Annotated in this window: 19 protein-coding genes; 7 read left to right on the top strand and 12 right to left on the bottom strand. The window is 63.1% G+C overall.

The features are described from left to right. Positions 1-57: 57 nt before the first annotated feature. The 3 genes from VMA74_RS00845 to VMA74_RS00835 are packed head-to-tail and all read right to left on the bottom strand — an operon-like array spanning position 58 to position 1,233. Complete coding sequence (locus VMA74_RS00845; RefSeq protein WP_325363859.1) at positions 58-213, bottom strand: hypothetical protein; 156 nt, start codon at positions 211-213, stop codon at positions 58-60. A 43-nt stretch (positions 214-256) separates the two neighbouring features. Further along, complete coding sequence (gene map, locus VMA74_RS00840) at positions 257-1,024, bottom strand: type I methionyl aminopeptidase (protein WP_325363857.1); 768 nt, start codon at positions 1,022-1,024, stop codon at positions 257-259. Continuing rightward, a complete protein-coding gene (locus tag VMA74_RS00835) occupies positions 1,021-1,233 on the bottom strand; it encodes a ParD-like family protein (RefSeq protein ID WP_325363855.1) in 213 nt (70 codons plus the stop codon). Before VMA74_RS00835 ends, map begins: the two co-directional genes overlap by 4 nt. A 154-nt stretch (positions 1,234-1,387) precedes the next feature. Between VMA74_RS00835 and VMA74_RS00830 the strand changes: the two genes are divergently transcribed. The 3 genes from VMA74_RS00830 to tadA all read left to right on the top strand — a co-directional run bounded on the left by VMA74_RS00830 (position 1,388) and on the right by tadA (position 2,584). Further along, on the top strand, positions 1,388-1,585 hold the full coding sequence (locus tag VMA74_RS00830) for a type II toxin-antitoxin system VapB family antitoxin (protein ID WP_325363853.1): 198 nt from the start codon (positions 1,388-1,390) through the stop codon (positions 1,583-1,585). After that, positions 1,582-1,953: a type II toxin-antitoxin system VapC family toxin gene (locus VMA74_RS00825; protein WP_325363851.1), complete on the top strand. Its 372-nt coding sequence runs from the start codon at positions 1,582-1,584 to the stop codon at positions 1,951-1,953. Before VMA74_RS00830 ends, VMA74_RS00825 begins: the two co-directional genes overlap by 4 nt. Before the next feature lie 136 nt (positions 1,954-2,089). Next, positions 2,090-2,584, top strand: a complete 495-nt coding sequence (gene tadA, locus VMA74_RS00820; RefSeq protein WP_325363849.1) for a tRNA adenosine(34) deaminase TadA — start codon at positions 2,090-2,092, stop codon at positions 2,582-2,584. On the opposite strand, the gene VMA74_RS00815 is transcribed toward tadA, so the two are convergent. Beyond that, entirely contained in the window at positions 2,555-3,427 is an 873-nt protein-coding gene (locus VMA74_RS00815; RefSeq protein ID WP_325363847.1) for an NAD-dependent protein deacetylase, read from the bottom strand. The two genes, tadA and VMA74_RS00815, sit on opposite strands and share 30 nt — an antisense overlap. 211 nt (positions 3,428-3,638) lie before the next feature. On the opposite strand from VMA74_RS00815, the gene VMA74_RS00810 reads away from it, so the two are divergent. After that, positions 3,639-4,076, top strand: a complete 438-nt coding sequence (locus VMA74_RS00810; protein WP_325363845.1) for a universal stress protein — start codon at positions 3,639-3,641, stop codon at positions 4,074-4,076. A gap of 44 nt (positions 4,077-4,120) precedes the next feature. Here the strand turns inward: VMA74_RS00810 and VMA74_RS00805 are convergent, their stop codons facing one another. The 5 genes from VMA74_RS00805 to VMA74_RS00785 form a co-directional block, all read right to left on the bottom strand. Beyond that, complete coding sequence (locus VMA74_RS00805) at positions 4,121-4,942, bottom strand: CHAD domain-containing protein (protein WP_325363843.1); 822 nt, start codon at positions 4,940-4,942, stop codon at positions 4,121-4,123. Between the two features lie 85 nt (positions 4,943-5,027). Then, positions 5,028-6,959 (bottom strand): glycosyltransferase family 39 protein, encoded by a 1,932-nt coding sequence (locus tag VMA74_RS00800; protein ID WP_325363841.1) that lies wholly within the window; start codon positions 6,957-6,959, stop codon positions 5,028-5,030. Next, positions 6,956-8,113 (bottom strand): glycosyltransferase, encoded by a 1,158-nt coding sequence (locus VMA74_RS00795; RefSeq protein WP_325363839.1) that lies wholly within the window; start codon positions 8,111-8,113, stop codon positions 6,956-6,958. Before VMA74_RS00795 ends, VMA74_RS00800 begins: the two co-directional genes overlap by 4 nt. Before the next feature lie 338 nt (positions 8,114-8,451). Continuing rightward, positions 8,452-9,822 carry an alpha-L-fucosidase gene (locus VMA74_RS00790; protein WP_325363837.1) on the bottom strand — a complete coding sequence of 457 codons (1,371 nt, stop codon included), beginning with the start codon at positions 9,820-9,822 and terminating at the stop codon, positions 8,452-8,454. Positions 9,823-9,839: 17 nt separating this feature from the next. After that, positions 9,840-10,610, bottom strand: a complete 771-nt coding sequence (locus VMA74_RS00785) for an IclR family transcriptional regulator (protein ID WP_325363835.1) — start codon at positions 10,608-10,610, stop codon at positions 9,840-9,842. A 192-nt stretch (positions 10,611-10,802) separates the two neighbouring features. Between VMA74_RS00785 and fucP the strand changes: the two genes are divergently transcribed. The 3 genes from fucP to VMA74_RS00770 all read left to right on the top strand — a co-directional run bounded on the left by fucP (position 10,803) and on the right by VMA74_RS00770 (position 13,202). Next, positions 10,803-12,080, top strand: coding sequence for an L-fucose:H+ symporter permease (gene fucP / locus VMA74_RS00780; RefSeq protein WP_325363861.1), 1,278 nt, complete (start codon positions 10,803-10,805; stop codon positions 12,078-12,080). After that, positions 12,080-12,433, top strand: coding sequence for an L-rhamnose mutarotase (locus VMA74_RS00775; RefSeq protein ID WP_325363833.1), 354 nt, complete (start codon positions 12,080-12,082; stop codon positions 12,431-12,433). Before fucP ends, VMA74_RS00775 begins: the two co-directional genes overlap by 1 nt. 139 nt (positions 12,434-12,572) lie before the next feature. Continuing rightward, positions 12,573-13,202: an HAD hydrolase-like protein gene (locus VMA74_RS00770; protein ID WP_325363831.1), complete on the top strand. Its 630-nt coding sequence runs from the start codon at positions 12,573-12,575 to the stop codon at positions 13,200-13,202. Between the two features lie 75 nt (positions 13,203-13,277). Here the strand turns inward: VMA74_RS00770 and VMA74_RS00765 are convergent, their stop codons facing one another. The 3 genes from VMA74_RS00765 to VMA74_RS00755 form a co-directional block, all read right to left on the bottom strand. Further along, on the bottom strand, positions 13,278-14,486 hold the full coding sequence (locus tag VMA74_RS00765) for an alpha-hydroxy acid oxidase (RefSeq protein WP_325363829.1): 1,209 nt from the start codon (positions 14,484-14,486) through the stop codon (positions 13,278-13,280). Next, positions 14,483-15,802: an L-fuconate dehydratase gene (locus tag VMA74_RS00760; protein ID WP_325363827.1), complete on the bottom strand. Its 1,320-nt coding sequence runs from the start codon at positions 15,800-15,802 to the stop codon at positions 14,483-14,485. The genes VMA74_RS00765 and VMA74_RS00760 overlap by 4 nt, the downstream gene beginning before the upstream one ends. A gap of 56 nt (positions 15,803-15,858) precedes the next feature. Next, positions 15,859-16,056, bottom strand: a 198-nt coding sequence (locus VMA74_RS00755) for a fumarylacetoacetate hydrolase family protein (protein WP_325363825.1), incomplete at its 5' end; no start/stop codon positions are given.

Genomic DNA, 16,056 nt, shown 5'->3' with positions numbered 1-16,056 from the left:
ATGCGCTTACGTTGGCTGACGGTTGGGAATTTCTCCGGTATTCTGAAAGTTGATTGATCATGAGCCGATGCCGCGCAGACCCGCGCCAGCAAAGGGCGTGTTTTTCTGACGGTAAAAGCGACGGTAAAGGTCCATGTCGATCAAAGCCAATCCCTTTAACCACGCGGACTTGCGTGACTCGTTGATGATCGAGTGGGAGTAGGGCGAAAGCATCTGGAGACACCGCGGCGGGCGGCGACGCGAGGGAACCCTCGGCTCAATGCGGCCTCTTTTCGCCAGGACGCAAGGTCAACACGCGCACACCGTCTGCATTGACGGCCACGGTATGCTCGAACTGTGCCGATAGCTTCCCGTCGCGGGTAACGACCGTCCAGCCATCCTCTTCGGTTCGAACGGCAGCCCGCCCCTGGTTCAACATCGGCTCGATGGTGAACACCATGCCCTCACGCAGCATCAGTCCGGTTCGTGGCGTGCCCCAGTGCAACACCTGCGGCGGCTCGTGCATCTGGCGACCGATGCCGTGTCCGCAATATTCCCGGACGATCGAATAGCCATGCCTGCGGGCGTGCCGCTCGATGGCGTGCCCCACGTCGCCGAGCCTGGCGCCTGGGCGGACGGCCTGGATGCCTTTCCACATCGCCTCATACGCCGTATGCACCAGCCGCCTGGCCGGTGGCGATACGTCGCCCACCAGATAGGTCTTGCTGGAGTCGGCAATGTAGCCATTCTTTTCCAGCGTGATGTCGAAATTGACGATGTCTCCGTCCTGCAGGATGTCCGCAGTGGACGGAACGCCGTGGCAGACCACGCTGTTGGGGGAAGCGTTGAGCGCGTAGGCATACCCATACTGACCTTTGCTGGCCGGTCGTGCAGCGAGCTCATGCACGATGAGGTCATCGACCAGATCATTGACCTGCATGGTCGACATGCCGATAAGGTTCAACCGGTCCAGGTGACTGAACACGTCCGCCAACAGCCGCCCCGACTCCGCCAGCAGGCCGATTTCTTCCGGCTGTTTGGTCATGGCAAAGGCATCTTGACGGGTTGCGCCGTCACCCCGGCGGCCCGCAGTTCACTGGCCACGATCTCGTTGAAGCTCAGCGTCGGGTTCATTTCGCACAGCATGCCGATCCTGATCCAGAACGCCGCCTGCGCATTGATCGACCTGCATGACACGCCACTGGCCTTGCGCAGCTGGTCGTGCAGGTCGTCGTCGATGTTTACGATGCCCATGGGCCTGGTCTGATATGGAACGTATGTGAATCGTATATGTGGCTGACTGATTCGGGCAAGCAGGCCCTCTGACGAGGCGTTATGATGCGGCCTTCGCATCAAAATAATCATCGAATGATGCTATAATTCGTGCGCCACTCCACGGGTATTGACCATGCGTACGACTCTTGCATTGGATGACGACCTGCTGGCGAAGGCGCAGGCATATACGGGCCTCCACGAGAAATCCGCTCTGGTGAGGGAGGCGCTGAAGGCCTTGATCGAGCGTGAGGCCGCCCGTCGGCTTGCTGCGCTTGGCGGCAGCAACCCTGGCATGGAGGAGATACCTCGCCGGAGGCCTGGAGGCGAATGATCATCGTCGACACGTCGATCTGGATCGACCACCTTCGCAGCCAGCACCCGTTTTTGACGCGGCTCCTGCACGACGGCCAGGTGCTGGTCCATCCGTTGGTCATCGGGGAGTTGGCGTGCGGAAGCCTGCCAAACCGTACGGCTTTTCTCGGGTTGCTCAACGACATGCCTGCCGCCAGCGTAGCGACCCACGCTGAAATCATGCATTTCATCGAACACGCGAAGCTCTACAGCCGTGGCGTCGGGTACATGGACGTGTCGTTGCTGGCCTCGGTCCGACTTACCGCCGGGGCAAGCATCTGGACAGGCGACAAACGTCTGAAGCAGTTGGCCGACGAACTTGGATTGGCCGCGCAGATATCGCATTAGCATCGTCCATGGTTTCATTCCCGATCGCAGCCAATGCAGTCTGCCGAGCACCGCCGGTCGAGCAAAGCGTAGAACAAGCCTCGCCCTGTATCATCCGCACCGCTCGCCGCCTTTGATAAAAAATCGACTCACCGAAATGGTTGACGCATTGAACGACGATCTACGCTTGCCCGAATTCAGCGCGGAGGATGAAGCCTACATGCGCCGCGCGCTGCAACTGGCCGAACACGCGCGTGATGCGGAGAACGAAGTGCCGGTCGGCGCGGTGCTGGTGCAGGATGGGCAGATTGTCGGGCTCGGCTGGAATCGCAACATCACGTTGCATGACCCCACGGCACATGCCGAAATCATGGCGTTGCGCGCGGCGGGAGAGAAGCTGGCGAATTACCGCATCGTGGGTGCCACGCTTTACGTCACCCTGGAGCCCTGTGCGATGTGCTCGATGGCCTTGGTGCATGCGCGGGTAGGGCGCGTGGTGTATGGCACGACCGATCCCAAGACGGGTGCGGCCGGCAGCGTGTTCGATACCTTGATTTCCGAGCGGCACAATCACCGCATCGAAGTGCAGGGCGGCTTGCTCGCCGAAGAGTCAGCGGTATTGCTACGCGACTTCTTTCGTGCCCGGCGTTGAGGCGCCCGCGTTTAAAAAGGCCAGGGCGTCCGCGCAAGACTGTTCCACCTTCAGGCTCAACAGCGGATCGGCGCGCGTGCGCCCCAGGTTGACCGCGGCGATCGGTTTCCCCGCCTTGGCCGCGGCATGCGCGAAGCGGTAACCGGAAAACACCATCAAGGACGATCCCACCACCAGCATCGCGTCGGCCGCGTCCAGCGCTTGCATGGCCGTGGCCACGCGATCGCGCGGTACGTTTTCGCCGAAGAACACCACGTCCGGTTTCAGCACGCCGCCGCAATGCGGGCAGGGCGGTACGGTGAAGCTGCTGAAATCGTGGCCGTCCAGGTCTGCATCGCCGTCCGGCGCGTCGCCGGCATCGAGCCGGTTCCATGGCGGATTGAGTGCCAGCAAGGTTTGTTGCAACGCATGGCGCGGCGAGCGCTGTTCGCAACCCATGCAGCGCACGGTGTCCAGCCGCCCATGCAGATCCACCACCTTGCGGTTACCCGCCTGGTGATGCAGGCCATCCACGTTCTGGGTGAGCAGCAATCCCAGCTTGTCGAGTTGTTCCAGCCTGGCCAGCGCGTGATGGGTGGGGTTCGGCACGGCTTTGCCGAAGCGCCGCCAGCCGACCAGGCTGCGCGCCCAATAGCGCTTGCGGGTGAGTTCCTCGCCCATGAAGGCCTGATAGGTGACCGGCTGGGCGCGTTTCCAGCCGCCGTCGGTATCGCGATAGTCAGGAATGCCCGAATCCGTGCTGCAGCCGGCGCCGGTCAGCACGAACAGGCGGCGGTGCCTGCCGATGAAGTCCTTAAGCGCATCGCCATTCACCAGTTGGGGCGCGGCTGCTGCCAACGTCATGATGACCTCAAAAAGCCATGAATGCGGGAAAAATGGGGTGCCGACAGTCTTAACACAAGCGAAAACAACTTGTTGTCACCGATGCCTTCGCACTTGCCGGGAGTAAGATGGAATCCAAGCCGGGCCAGGCGAACGACCTGCCAGTCATAGCTATGGCCGACGCAACGAAAAAAACCATGCGCTCGGCGGGTCATGTCCCGAAGGAGGTCGCATGTTTTCGCATATCCTGGTTCCTACCGACGGTTCCGATCACGCGATGCACGCCGCGCAAGTCGGTATCGAACTGGCGCGTTCACTGGGGGCGCGCATCTACGCCTTCCACGTGCTGGCGCCGCTCGCTGCGGTGGCGTATTTCTCCGACGTCATCCAGCACGCCGAAGATTCGCATGCGGAACGCGCTGTCATGCGTGCGCAGCAGCGGCTGGCGGAGATCGAAGCGATGGCCGGCAAGGCGGGTGTGGGCTGTCATAGTGGCTATGTTTTCGATCGTCGTCCGTACGTAGCCATCGTCGGCGCGGCGAAAAAACAGCATTGCGATCTCATCGTCATGAGCATGCACGGCTACTCCACGCTCGATCGCATGTTGCTGGGTAGCGAGACGAACCGGGTGCTGGGCTGCTGTGATATTCCGGTGCTGGTGTGCCACTGATGGAAGCGTGGAATGCCGTGCGTTCTGACTGGACCCGCACCGCGTCAGCCAGGCGGTTCAGCGCTCAACCAGTTCGCCGATTTCGACGGCAACTGCCTGCGTAGCGCATGCACGTCGGCGGGGTCGGGCAACTGCTCGATGGTATCGAGCAATATCTGGACATCCTGCCGCCATCCCAACTGGTCGGTAAGGAGGGAAAGCTGTTTGGCTTTTGCGCCGTATGCCTGCGTACGCGCTTTTTTCATGTCCGCCATGCGGCGCGCCTTGCGCACGAATTCCAACTGGTAGCGAAGCTTGCGCGCCCGGCGCCGCCAACGATGCAAGGCGGCGGGCGCCTGCAGGGCAAGGGCTTTTTTGCGGGCTTTCTTCACGCGTTGCTTGCTGCGTTTCAAGGTTTGCCGGGCTTGGGCGGGGCGGATGTCCTGCCAGGCCAGCGTATGGATCGCGGCGATGATGCGTTGCGCATGCGCGCGGCGGTCGCGCAAGTGGGCATCGGATGCGAGCGTCTGGCCGAGTATTTCTTCGCAACGTTGTTCCAGCTGATGAACCAGCGCAGGCGTGATCTGCGTGGCATGGGTTTTCGCTAGCAGCTTCGCCGTGCGGGCGGCGATATACGCGTCGCGTATCGGTGCAATGCCGTGCGCCAGCGCCTGCAGGCCATGATCCACGGCGTCGGTCGGCTGCTCGGGCGGTAGCAAGGGCAGGATGCTGCGCAGGCGGCGGCAAGATTTGCGCGCCTCGTGAATACCCTCCTGCCGCTGCTTGCGCATGGCCAGCGCGCGCAGCAATTTGCGGCATTCCCGCTCGGCGAGCGTACCGAGCGCTGCACCGAAGCTAGGCCGGTTGTCGTGCTTGATCTTGTTCATCTGCCTGGACAGCCTGCGGGAATCGTCCTGAGCTTTCCGCTTAAAAGCCGTGAAAAAAGCAGCGACATGCGTGTCCAGAGGCGCATCACAGCTTTCCGTCGACCTGTCCCGCATGGGTCGGGGGTGGCAGATCGCTGCAGCCGGGATTGGCCGGATCAGGCCATACATCCCAATTCGGCTTGGTGATCGGCGCATCGCAGGTCAGGCGATGCACGGCCAGGAAATCCTGGTGCACGGGGTGTTGCCGGTCGTGGTCGTCCCAGCGCTGGATGGCGTACACGTCGACCTGATAGGCAGGCGGTGTGGGGTTCGCGTACGTAGTCAGGTATTGCACCACGATGCGTTCACCGAGCGCCGCGGCGTCGTGCTTGCCCAGGTGAACGTCCGGTGTGGCCGGCGCCGTCACGCGGGCGCTGGAAGCCGTGGCGGGAATGGCCACATAGACATAGGCTTTCGGCAGCTTCTCCCAGCGCAGATAGCGTGGCTGATAGGTGATGAATTCCTGCATCAGCACGCGACGCGGCGCCACGCCCGGCTGGCGCGCGAGATCCAGCGCAATCTTAAGGGCGGAAGGTTCGTCCACATCGTGCACCCCCCAGGCCAGCAGGCTGCAGCCGCCGGTATCGGCGTTGGCGGCGCGCGATGCGAGCAAGGGCGGCAGCTCCGGCGTGGGATGACGGCCGGCCAGTTCCGCGGGCAGGTACGCGTGGACCGGTGTGCCAGCTGGCAGGTAGTAGCCGAAGAAATCATGCGCGGCCAGCGCACGAAAATAAGTCGACGCCGGGCCGAAACGAAACGGCAGCACCGCCGGCACCAACTGCCCGGCACAGCCCGGCAGTTGCGACACGTATTGGGCCGAAGCGCGCCAGTTTTCGCGGCGCGGCCATTCCCGCCCCGGTACCCGATACAGATAACTGCCGACCATCAAGATGGTCAGTACGGCGACCACGCCGCTGGCGCGGGTATCTCCGCGTGGCCCTGCCACATCGTAAAGGCGCCCTATCAGCAACCAGGCGAACGGCATGCAGGTGAGCACGTTGCGATCCGAAAACGAGGGCGCCACCGCCAGCGACACGCCGATGCCGCAGACGATCACCCCGATCAGCACGAAGGTCGCCAGCCTGGTAGCCCAGCGCGTGTCTTGCGGGTCCTGCGTGAAAGAGGGGTCGCCGGCCATCTTCTGCCGGATGCCGAACAGGATCAGCAACACCGTCACCGCGATGATCTGCCGTTGCATCAGCCCGTAGCACGCGTCGCGAATCTGTTGCTTGAAAAAGCTGGCGCTGTTGTCGAACCACAGGCCCTGCAGATTCTGCTGCGAAGCATGCATCATCATGCGGTAATACAACACGTTGACGGCAAGTATCGCCAGGCCGGTCGCTATCAACGCGATGCGTAGGCGCCAGGGACGCAGGCTCAGCAAAAGAAACAGCAACACCATGCCGGTTGCCAGCAGCAGGTAAGCGTGGGTAAGGCTGGCAAGCAGGCCCAGCACGCTCAGTGCCAGCCAGTGCGCAAGCGGAAACTCCGTGCGTGCTTGCGCGCGCCGCCGGAAGGCGAGGGCGATGGACAGCAAACCGGCGGACCACGCCATGCACAAGGCATAGCTGCGCGCATTCTGCGACTGCTCGAACCAGAACTCGGAAACGCCCGCCACCGCGCAGGCAAACGCGACGCCCGTGCGGCTGAGCACGCGCCGGGCGCCAAGCGCAAACACGCCCAGGGATACCACGGCGAACACGGCGCTGGGCATGCGCAAGGCCGTTTCCGACAGGCCCGCCAACTGCGTCCATGCATACAGCAGGAAGTAATACAGCGGCGGATGCGTATCGGTCAGCGCGCGGCGAAAGACTTCGCCAAGGCCACCGTGATGATGGATCAGATAGACCGTAAACAGCTCATCGATCCACAGGCTGCTGGCCGAAAGCCCAATGAAGGCGCCCACACAAGCAGCCAGCGCGATCAATCCGTAAACAACCGCCTGCCAACGGGCTGGCGCCCGCAACGCATGATTCACGCTTTCACTCCCGCCAGGCCACCCAGGTGATAGCGCGATTCGGCCAACAACAAGCCAGCCAGCGCGGCGATTGGCCAGGGGCAATGCGCCAGGCATAGCGCGACGGCGAAACCTGCATTCAAGGGCACGTCGCTCCAGCGGTGCAGGCAGAACCCTCGCCACTGGCGCAGCAGCTGATGCGCGTTGGCAGGACGACGCGAGCGTGGTGTCGTCAACAGCAACACGCCGAAACGGCCGGCAAGGCCAACACTTGCCGATAGCAGCATGGCCAGCCACAGCGGCGCCGCCAGCTTCAGCAGGACGCCCAGCGCAAGCCATTGCAGGCACAGCGCGCTCGATGCCGCCATGCCGGCCATCAAGGCGGCGGCGGTGAAACGTCCCTGCGTGCGTTTTTCGATCAGCAGTGCCATCAGATCGATGATCACCCGCGTATCCAATTTGGATTCGCCGCCCGTGCGGGCGCGCAGCAACGTAGGAATCTGCGCGGCCTGCGGCTTTCTTGCGCCGGAGGCGACCACGTCGATCAGGATCTTGAAGCCCAGGCCCGACAGGTTGCGGCGCACGTGTGCATACCAGTCGCGCGTCATCGCAAAACAGCCGCTCAACGGATCGGCCAGCGGCACGCCGAGGGTGACGTCGGTAAGCCAGGTGCCGGTGCGGCTTAGCCGATGCCGCAGCCCGTACAGGCCGGAGCGGGCATCGTCCAGGTAGCGGCTGGCGACGGCCAGGTCGGTGTCCGGCTCGGCAAGCTTTTCGAGCAGGGAGCGGATCAACGCAGGATCATGCTGTCCGTCGCCATCCATGATGGCCAGGATATGACCCGTGGCGACATCCCAGCCTTTGATGGCTGCCGAGGACAAGCCGCTTGCCATGTAACGGCGCACCAGCCGGACTTGCGGATGATCGGCCGCATACGCCGCCACCGCATCGGCCGTGCGCGAGTCGGCCGAATCGTCCACCACGATGATCTCGTGACGGATGCCGCCCAGGTGCTGGTCCAGTTCGCGCAGCACGCCGCCAATGGCTTCGTGCTCGTCCAGGGTGCAGATGACGAGGGAAAGGGTCGGTGCGTCCTGCGGGTTAGTCTCTCCTGAGTGGCTGCGGCCTTCGGGCGAGGGCGTCGCCTTGGCCGCTTGAACGAGCAATGTATCCACGCGCAGTGCCGCCGTGACAGAAGCTGACGAAAGGTAAACGTACGGGCCGACGCCTTGTTGACGTCGCGACGTAACGCGTTTCCTTTAAGGATTCCCCGTTCGGCGGCGCGGTATGGCTATCGCACGCCGATTGTGCGTCAGGATACTGGCAGAAAAGCCTTGTGCTGGCTTTTCTTCATAATTAATTCTTAGTTTTGAGCGTGGGGAATGCGACGGGGTTGGCAGGTGTCAGCGGATGGAGCGCAACTACGGAGCACGGGCATCTGAATCATCGCGATAAACGATTCCCTCCCGGCGAAGTAGGGGAGGGGAGCGGGCAGATCCAGCGAGCGGTCAGCTCAGCGCTCGGCACCCACATCAAACAACTGAAACTCGCGTATCCGCGCCACGCAAGCACTCGAAAGAATATTCAAGCGAACCTTCGACGCCGTGGTTGGCGCAAAGTGGTCGATCTTCATATGGCCAATCGCTTCGGCTTTTGCCACCGGCGTCCAGGCGCCTTGCACCCATGCTTCGATCACATATTTTTGCACGCACTGGCCGTCGTTCAGCCACTCCATTGTCAGCGCATGATCGAAGGTGATCGGCTGGGCGAAATCCACTTCGAGCGAGGCATGGCGCGAACCTTCCGGCGCGGACCAGAACGTGTCGGGGTCGCCATCCAGTGCCGCCGCAACATTCTGATCGCTGGGCAAATTGGCAAGACGATGCCGCACCAGGTTCTTGTCGGCACCATAGCGCGCCTGCAAGGCATCACCGAATTCCTTCAGCCGCTTGACGTCGGCATCCGGCAGCAGGCCGTGGCGGTTGGGTGCCAGGCCGAGCATCAATTGCCCGCCGCGGCCCACGCTGTTTTCCCAGATATCCATCAGCTCGCCGACGCTCTTGAGCGTCTTGTCGCTGTCTGGATGCCAGAACCATTGCAGCTTGTGCAGCGGGGTATCCACTTCCACCGGGCGCCAGCGCAATTCGCTATGGCGGTCGATCACGTTCCAGTTTTCGCCGCGGATATGGCCGTCTTCCTGGCCTACCCAGCGAATGTCCCCATAGCCGAACAATGCGACGTCGGCAAACACCATGGTGTTGGGCTGGTAAGTGCGCAGCTCTTCGATGTACTTCTTGAAATTGTAGACGTGGCCGCCGCTGCCGGCGCCGTCCAGCCACCATTCCACCAGCGGGCCGTAGTTCTGCACCAGTTCGTCCATCTCCGCCATGTAATACGCGTCGTAGGCGGCCGAGTCCTTGTAGCGCGGTTCGTGGCGATCCCAGGGCGAGAGGTAGATGCCGAATTCCATGCCTTCCTTGCGCACGGCATCCGACGTCATCTTTACCAGGTCGCCTTCGCCGCCCAGCCATGGGCTGTTCTTCACTGAATAATCGGTTTGCGCAGTGGGCCACAGGGCGAAGCCGTCATGATGCTTGGCCACCAGCACCAGATATTTGGCGCCTGCGGATTTGGCGGCGCGCGCCCACTGGTCCGGGTCCACGTGGTCGGGATTGAATACCTTCGGGTCGGCCGTGCCATCGCCCCATTCGCGATCCAGGAACGTATTGGTGCCGAAGTGTACGATCACGCCGAATTCCAGATCCTGCCAATGCGTCTGCTGCGGCGAGGGCTTCACGTCGGCAAAGTTCTGCGCGACGGCGCTGCCGGCGAACAGGGTGGCGGCCATCGCGGCGGCCAGCAAAACGCTACGGCGTATCAGCATGCTTTCCATACTCGTTGTCAGGTGCGGGAGGAACCGAACTGCAGCGCCTGGGAGATCTCGCCGGTCGCGTGGAGCAGGGCGGCGATCACGTCGTCCATGGTCTGGGTGGCGTTCTGCTGTTCGATATAGGGAATGGTAAGCGCGCATACCGCTGCGCCATGTTGCAAGATCGGTGCGGAAAGATCGGTCACCGCATCCACCACGTGGCTGTGTTCGCAGGCATAGCCGCGCGTGCGCAACTGGTTCAGCAGGCGCATCAGCTTTTTTCGGTCCAGGCCGGGTTCGAAGCGTTGGATCACGTCCAGCCAGCGCTCGCGCGTCTGTTCTTCCTGGAAGGCCAGCAGCACATGGCCGGAGGTGGATTGCGACATCGGGCGGCGGTGTCCCACGCGCACCACCAGGGCCACTTCGCCGGGCGGGTCCACGCGTGCCACCACCACGATCTGCTCGCCGGACGGCACCACCAGGTGGCAGGCCTGGCCGCAGGTGTCGGCCAGGTGATGCATCACCGGCATAGCCGCTTCGATGGCGCTTTTTACGGGCGGCTGCTCCATTCCTAGGCGAAACAGCCGGGGGGTGACCGAGTAGCCGACGTCGCCTTCGCCGCGCGCGATGTAATCGCGCTCTTCCAGCACCTGCAGCATGCGGAAGATTTCCCCGCGCGAGCGGCCCACGCCTTCGGAGATTTCTGCAATGCTCAGCGGACGGCTGGAGGCGGCCAGCAATTCCAGGATATCCAGCCCCTTGTCGAGGGCCGGGGCGCGGTACTTGGGTGTTTCAGTGGCCATGACATTCCCCTTGTCCGACGATCGCATCGCGCCATCTTGCCGAAAATCCAGGAACAATGTTGCAGCGCGACTTGTGCTATCTATGAATAACCATTTCATATTTGCACAATTGGGCGATGTCGTCACCCGGCAGCCCGCCTCGACGCGTAGGAGTACAAGGTGGAAGCGCAGACCGTGACCGAAGACGCCCCCATGCCGACCACCGACACCCTGCAGGCCGGCCGCATCTGGCTGCCGCTGGTGCTGATCGTCAGCCTGTTCTTTCTATGGGGCGGCGCCAACAACCTCAACGACGTGCTGATTGCGCAATTCAAGAAAGCCTTTGTGCTCAGCGACTTCGAGGCCGGCCTGGTGCAGAGCGCGTTCTACCTCGGCTACTTCCTGATCGCCATGCCGGCGGGCATGTATATGCGCCGCTTCGGCTACAAGAGCGCGGTGATTTTCGGCTTGATGCTCTACGGCATCGGCGCGCTGCTGTTCTGGCCGGCCGCCGAAAAGGCCACTTACGGCATGTTCCTGTTCGCGCTGTTCGTGATCGCCAGCGGTCTTGCCTTCCTGGAAACCTCGGCCAACCCGTTCGTGACCTTACTGGGGCCGCCGGAAACCGCGACACGCCGGCTCAACCTGGCGCAGGCCTTCAATCCGCTGGGTTCCATTGCGGGCATCCTGATCGGCCAGCATTTCATTTTTTCCGGCGTCGAACACACGCCGCAACAGCTGGCAGCGATGGGTGACGCGCAGCGTGCGGCGTACTACATCAGCGAAACCCGCGCCGTGCAGTGGCCGTATCTGGTGATCGGCGTGGTGGTGCTGGGGTGGGCGGGGTTGATCCTGGCGACGCGGTTTCCCAAAGCCGCCGCGCCGCGTACGGCGGCATCGCCTGCAGCGAGCCCTGGCGTGCTGGGCCGATTATTGCGCGACCGGTTTTTCATCGGCGCCATGTTGGCGCAGTTCTTCTACGTCGGTGCGCAAGTAGGCGTGTGGAGCTACACCATCCGCTACGTGCAGGCGACCATGCACGGCACCTCGGCCAAAACCGCCGCCAATTTCCTCACCGCCGAACTGGTGTGCTTCATGATCGGCCGCTTCGCCGGGGCAGCGCTGATGAAATACATCGCGCCGGTGCGCCTACTGCTGACCTTCGCGGCCATCAACGTGGCGCTGACCTTGTATGCGGTGGTGCATCCCGGCAACAGCGGCGCGTATGCGCTGGCGGCATGCAGCTTTTTCATGTCGGTGATGTATCCGACCATCTTTGCGCTGGGCGTGGAAGGGCGCAGCGACGACGAACGCAAGCTCGGTTCCGGCCTGCTGGTGATGACCATCATCGGCGGCGCCGTGTTCACCGCGATCATGGGCGCGGTGTCCGATCATTCCAGCATGTCCGACGCGATGATCGTGCCGGCCATGAGCTTCGCCATCATTGCCCTGTTTGCCTGGCGCCGCTGCGCGGCGCGGAGTCCCGTTTGATGCAACGCCATTACTACGCCCTGGACCTCAAGGACGATGCCGCCGCCATCGCCGAATACGAACGCTGGCATCGCCCCGGCGTCGTCTGGCCGGACATCGTCACCGCCATCCGTGCGTCAGGTATCGAGGAGATGGAAATCTTCCGTACCGGCAATCGCCTGGTGATGGTGGTCACGATGGCCGATGACTACGTGCCTTCACCCAAGCGTGACGCAGATGCCGACGCGAGGACGAAGGAGTGGGAGCAATTGATGGATCGCTACCAGCAGTGTCTGCCGTGGGCCGAAGCCGGGCAGAAGTGGGTGCCGATGCAGCGCATCTTTTCGTTGCAGGCCTCGCTTGAGGCGCTGTAGGTGCCCCTGCCGGAGCACCATCCTTTCACTCGCGATCCCTGACATGGGCAGTTCGATCGCTCGCACACTTGGTTAGTGCAGCCCAATCAGTCGTATTCGAAGTGACACGCGATGCAGCTGATGGTTATTCTCGCAGCACATGACCATCAAACTCGCCATCTTCGATTTCGACGGCACGCTGGCCGATAGCTATGCCGTGTTTGCCGAGGCCGTCAACGTGCTGGCACAGCGGCATGGCTTCCGGCAAGTGCAACTGCACGAGCAACAGGTGCTACGTGGCATGAGCGCCCGCGATCTGCTGCGCGAGCTGCATCTGCCGCCCTGGAAAGTGCCGGCGGTGATGACCGATTTCCGCACCATCCTGCAGCAGCGCATTCACGACGTGCATCCTTTTCCCGGCGTGGTCGAGGCCTTGCATGCGCTGCTGGACAAGCGCATGCCACTGGCCCTTGCGACCTCCAACACCTTGCAGAACGTCACCACCGTGCTGGGCGATACGCTGATAAGCCGCTTCGCCACGGTCGAGTGCGGCACCAGCCTGTTCGGCAAATCGCATCGTTTGCGCCGCATCCTGAAGCACACGCGCATGATCAGTGCAGAGGCGATCTACGTCGGCGACGAAATCCGCGACGCGGAAGCCGCCAACGATGCGGGCATCATGTTCGGCGCCGTGGCATGGGGTTACACCACCCCGGAAGCCCTGCTGCGCACCAGGCCAGAAAGGCTGTTCCGCATGCCCGCGGACATGCTTGAGCTTGGGCGTGGGTGATGGGGGCGATGTGTAGGCCTGGCATGATGAATCCCGGATTTCATCTCTGCCTCACCCCGACCTACACGCGACGCATCACTTGCGACAGGGCACCCCTGAATCGTCAAATTGCGTGTTGACGATATTCAGCACGCCCTCTCCCGGCTTGCGCCAGATGATGTCCGGCGAAATCTCCCGCACGTCGGTTTGTCCGGTCAGCGCCATGCTCACGCTGAGTTCTTTGCGGATCAGTTCGATGGTCTTGCTCACGCCTGCTTCACCCATCGCGCCCAGGCCGTAGAGAAACGCCTTGCCGATCAAGCCGACATGCGCGCCATAGGCAAGCGCCTTGAGCAAATCCTGGCCGCTCTGGATGCCGCCGTCGAACAGCACCTGGCTGCGATCGCCCACGGCCTGCACGATGGCGGGCAATGCGTCGATGGTGGCGGGCGCGCCGTCCAGCTGGCGGCCGCCGTGGTTGGAGACCACGATGGCGTCGACGCCGAGGTTCGCCGCGATACGGGCATCGCGCGGATCGAGGATGCCCTTGATGATCAGCTTGCCGGGCCACAGCTCGCGGATCCATTCCAGGTCGTTCCACTCCAGCGTGGGATCGAACTGGTTGGCGATCCATTGCGCCAAGGTGGTGAGGCTGTCGGTATTTTCGATGCGGCCTTGCAGGTTGCCGAAGGAGCGGCTGGGCGCGCGCAATACGTTCCACACCCAGCGTGGCTTGCTGGCGATGTCGAAGAGGTTGCGCAGGGTGAGCTTGGGCGGTACCGATAGGCCGTTCTTGATTTCGCGGTGACGCTGGCCCTGCACCGTAAGGTCGGCGGTGAGCATCAGGGCGGAGCATTGCGCGTCCCTGGCGCGGCGGATCAGGTCGCGGGTGAAACCGCGGTCGCGCATCACGTACACCTGGAACCAGAACGGCTTTTCCACTGCGGCGCGCACTTGTTCGATCGAGCAGATCGACATGGTGCTCAGGCAGAACGGAATGCCGGCTTTCTCGGCCGCGCGCGCCGCCAGGATTTCGCCGCTGCCGTGTTGCAGCCCGGTCAAGCCGGTGGGGGCGAGCGCCAGCGGCATCGACACCGGCTGGCCGACGATGTCGGTGGCCAGCGAGCGGTTGTCGATGTTGCCCATCACCCGTTGCCGAAACCGGATGCGCTCGAACGCGTCGCGGTTGCTGCGCAGCGTGACTTCATCGTACGAACCGCGGTCGGCGTATTCGAAGAAGGCGCGCGGCACGCGGCGCTTGGCGAGCTCGCGCAGGTCGGCAACGTTGGTGATGGGTGCGGTCATGATGCAGTCGCGGTGTCCAGGGGTTCACACCACACGGGGCCGTCCGGATAACGGAATTGCGCCAGTGTCTCAGTGTGCATCTGGGCGGAAAAGCCCGGTGCGGCAGGCGCGATGTAACACCCACGGCGGATCACCACCGGATCGACGAAATGCTGGTGCAGGTGATCGACGTATTCGATGGCGCGATCGTCCTTCTTACCGGTGATCGCCACGAAATCGGCCATTGCCAGGTGTTGCACCAGTTCGCACAAGCCGACGCCGCCGGCATGCGGATACACGCGTACGCCGAATTTGGCCGCCAGCAGCAGAATCGCCAGGTTTTCATTCACGCCGCCCACGCGCGCGGCATCGATCTGCACCAGATCCACGGCGCCGGCCTGGAACAGCTGCTTGAAGATCACGCGGTTCTGCGTGTGTTCGCCGGTGGAAATCGGCACCGGCGCCACCGCGCGACGGATTTCGGCGTGGCCGAGTACGTCGTCCGGGCTGGTGGGTTCTTCCACCCATTCCAGGCCCACGTCGGTGAGGCGGCGCAGCCAGGCGATGGCGTCGGGCACATTCCAGCGCTGGTTGGCGTCGACCGCGATGGCGATGTCCGGCCCCACCGTGGCGCGCGCCAGGTGGCAGCGTCGAACGTCGTCTTCCACGTTCATGCCTACCTTGAGCTTGATGGTGCGGAAGCCCGCGGCCACGGCTTCGCGCGCCAGGCGTTGCATTTTCTCGTCGGAATAGCCGAGCCAGCCGGGCGAGGTGGTGTAGGCCGGGTAGCCTTCGGCCAGCAATTGCTCGGTGCGCTTGGCCTTGCCGGGGGCGGCGGCGTACAGCATGGTCAGTGCTTCGTCCGGCGTCAGCGCATCGGTGAGATAGCGGAAGTCGATGGTGGCGACCAGCTGTTCCGGCGTCATCTCGGCGATGAAGCGCCACAGCGGCTTGCCGGCGATGCGCGCGGCAAGGTCCCACGCGGCGTTGACCACGGCGCCGATCGCCATGTGCATTACGCCTTTTTCCGGGCCCAGCCAGCGCAGTTGCGAGTCCCCGACCATGCGCATCGAAAAGCCGCCCAGATCGTTGATGACCTCCTGCACGTCCAGGCCGACGACATGGCCGGCCAGCGCATCGATCGCCGCCTTCTGGATGTCGTTGCCGCGCCCGATGGTGAAAGCCAGGCCATATCCGGCCAAACCGGGCTGGTCGGTGCGCATCACCACGTACGCCGCGGAGTAGTCCGGATCGGGGTTCATGGCGTCCGAGCCATCCAGTTCGCGCGAAGTCGGAAAGCGAACGTCGTAGGTGTCCAGTGCCGTGATCTTGCTCATCGAGTGGCTGTCCTTGCATCCAGAAAATGTGGGTGGAGTGCCAGCATGCGGGTTGGTTATGTGTGGTTGGAATGCGCGCGTACGTGCTGGCGTTGCACGCCCAGCCCGTCGATGCCCAGTTCGATGGTGTCGCCAGGGCGCAGGTAGGTCGGTGGCTTCAGGCCCAGCCCGACGCCGGATGGCGTGCCGGTGCTGATCACGTCGCCGGGCAGCAGGGTCATGTAGCGGCTGATGTAGCTCACCAGCTGCGCCAC

It is taken from the genome of Dyella sp. (genome assembly GCF_035508675.1).
GTDB lineage: Bacteria > Pseudomonadota > Gammaproteobacteria > Xanthomonadales > Rhodanobacteraceae > Dyella_B.
The sequence above is the reverse complement of the archived record's forward strand: the minus strand, read 5'-3'. Positions and strand labels throughout refer to the sequence as shown.

Coding starts and splice junctions, on each gene's coding strand:
- VMA74_RS00835 (WP_325363855.1), bottom strand. CDS start 1,233: ATGGGCATCGTAAACATCGACGACGACCTGCACGACCAGCTGCGCAAG.
- VMA74_RS00810 (WP_325363845.1), top strand. CDS start 3,639: ATGTTTTCGCATATCCTGGTTCCTACCGACGGTTCCGATCACGCGATG.
- VMA74_RS00805 (WP_325363843.1), bottom strand. CDS start 4,942: ATGAACAAGATCAAGCACGACAACCGGCCTAGCTTCGGTGCAGCGCTC.
- VMA74_RS00845 (WP_325363859.1), bottom strand. CDS start 213: ATGCTTTCGCCCTACTCCCACTCGATCATCAACGAGTCACGCAAGTCC.
- VMA74_RS00815 (WP_325363847.1), bottom strand. CDS start 3,427: ATGACGTTGGCAGCAGCCGCGCCCCAACTGGTGAATGGCGATGCGCTT.
- VMA74_RS00775 (WP_325363833.1), top strand. CDS start 12,080: ATGCAACGCCATTACTACGCCCTGGACCTCAAGGACGATGCCGCCGCC.
- VMA74_RS00790 (WP_325363837.1), bottom strand. CDS start 9,822: ATGCTGATACGCCGTAGCGTTTTGCTGGCCGCCGCGATGGCCGCCACC.
- VMA74_RS00785 (WP_325363835.1), bottom strand. CDS start 10,610: ATGGCCACTGAAACACCCAAGTACCGCGCCCCGGCCCTCGACAAGGGG.
- VMA74_RS00825 (WP_325363851.1), top strand. CDS start 1,582: ATGATCATCGTCGACACGTCGATCTGGATCGACCACCTTCGCAGCCAG.
- fucP (WP_325363861.1), top strand. CDS start 10,803: ATGCCGACCACCGACACCCTGCAGGCCGGCCGCATCTGGCTGCCGCTG.
- VMA74_RS00770 (WP_325363831.1), top strand. CDS start 12,573: ATGACCATCAAACTCGCCATCTTCGATTTCGACGGCACGCTGGCCGAT.
- VMA74_RS00830 (WP_325363853.1), top strand. CDS start 1,388: ATGCGTACGACTCTTGCATTGGATGACGACCTGCTGGCGAAGGCGCAG.
- VMA74_RS00760 (WP_325363827.1), bottom strand. CDS start 15,802: ATGAGCAAGATCACGGCACTGGACACCTACGACGTTCGCTTTCCGACT.
- map (WP_325363857.1), bottom strand. CDS start 1,024: ATGACCAAACAGCCGGAAGAAATCGGCCTGCTGGCGGAGTCGGGGCGG.
- tadA (WP_325363849.1), top strand. CDS start 2,090: ATGGTTGACGCATTGAACGACGATCTACGCTTGCCCGAATTCAGCGCG.
- VMA74_RS00765 (WP_325363829.1), bottom strand. CDS start 14,486: ATGACCGCACCCATCACCAACGTTGCCGACCTGCGCGAGCTCGCCAAG.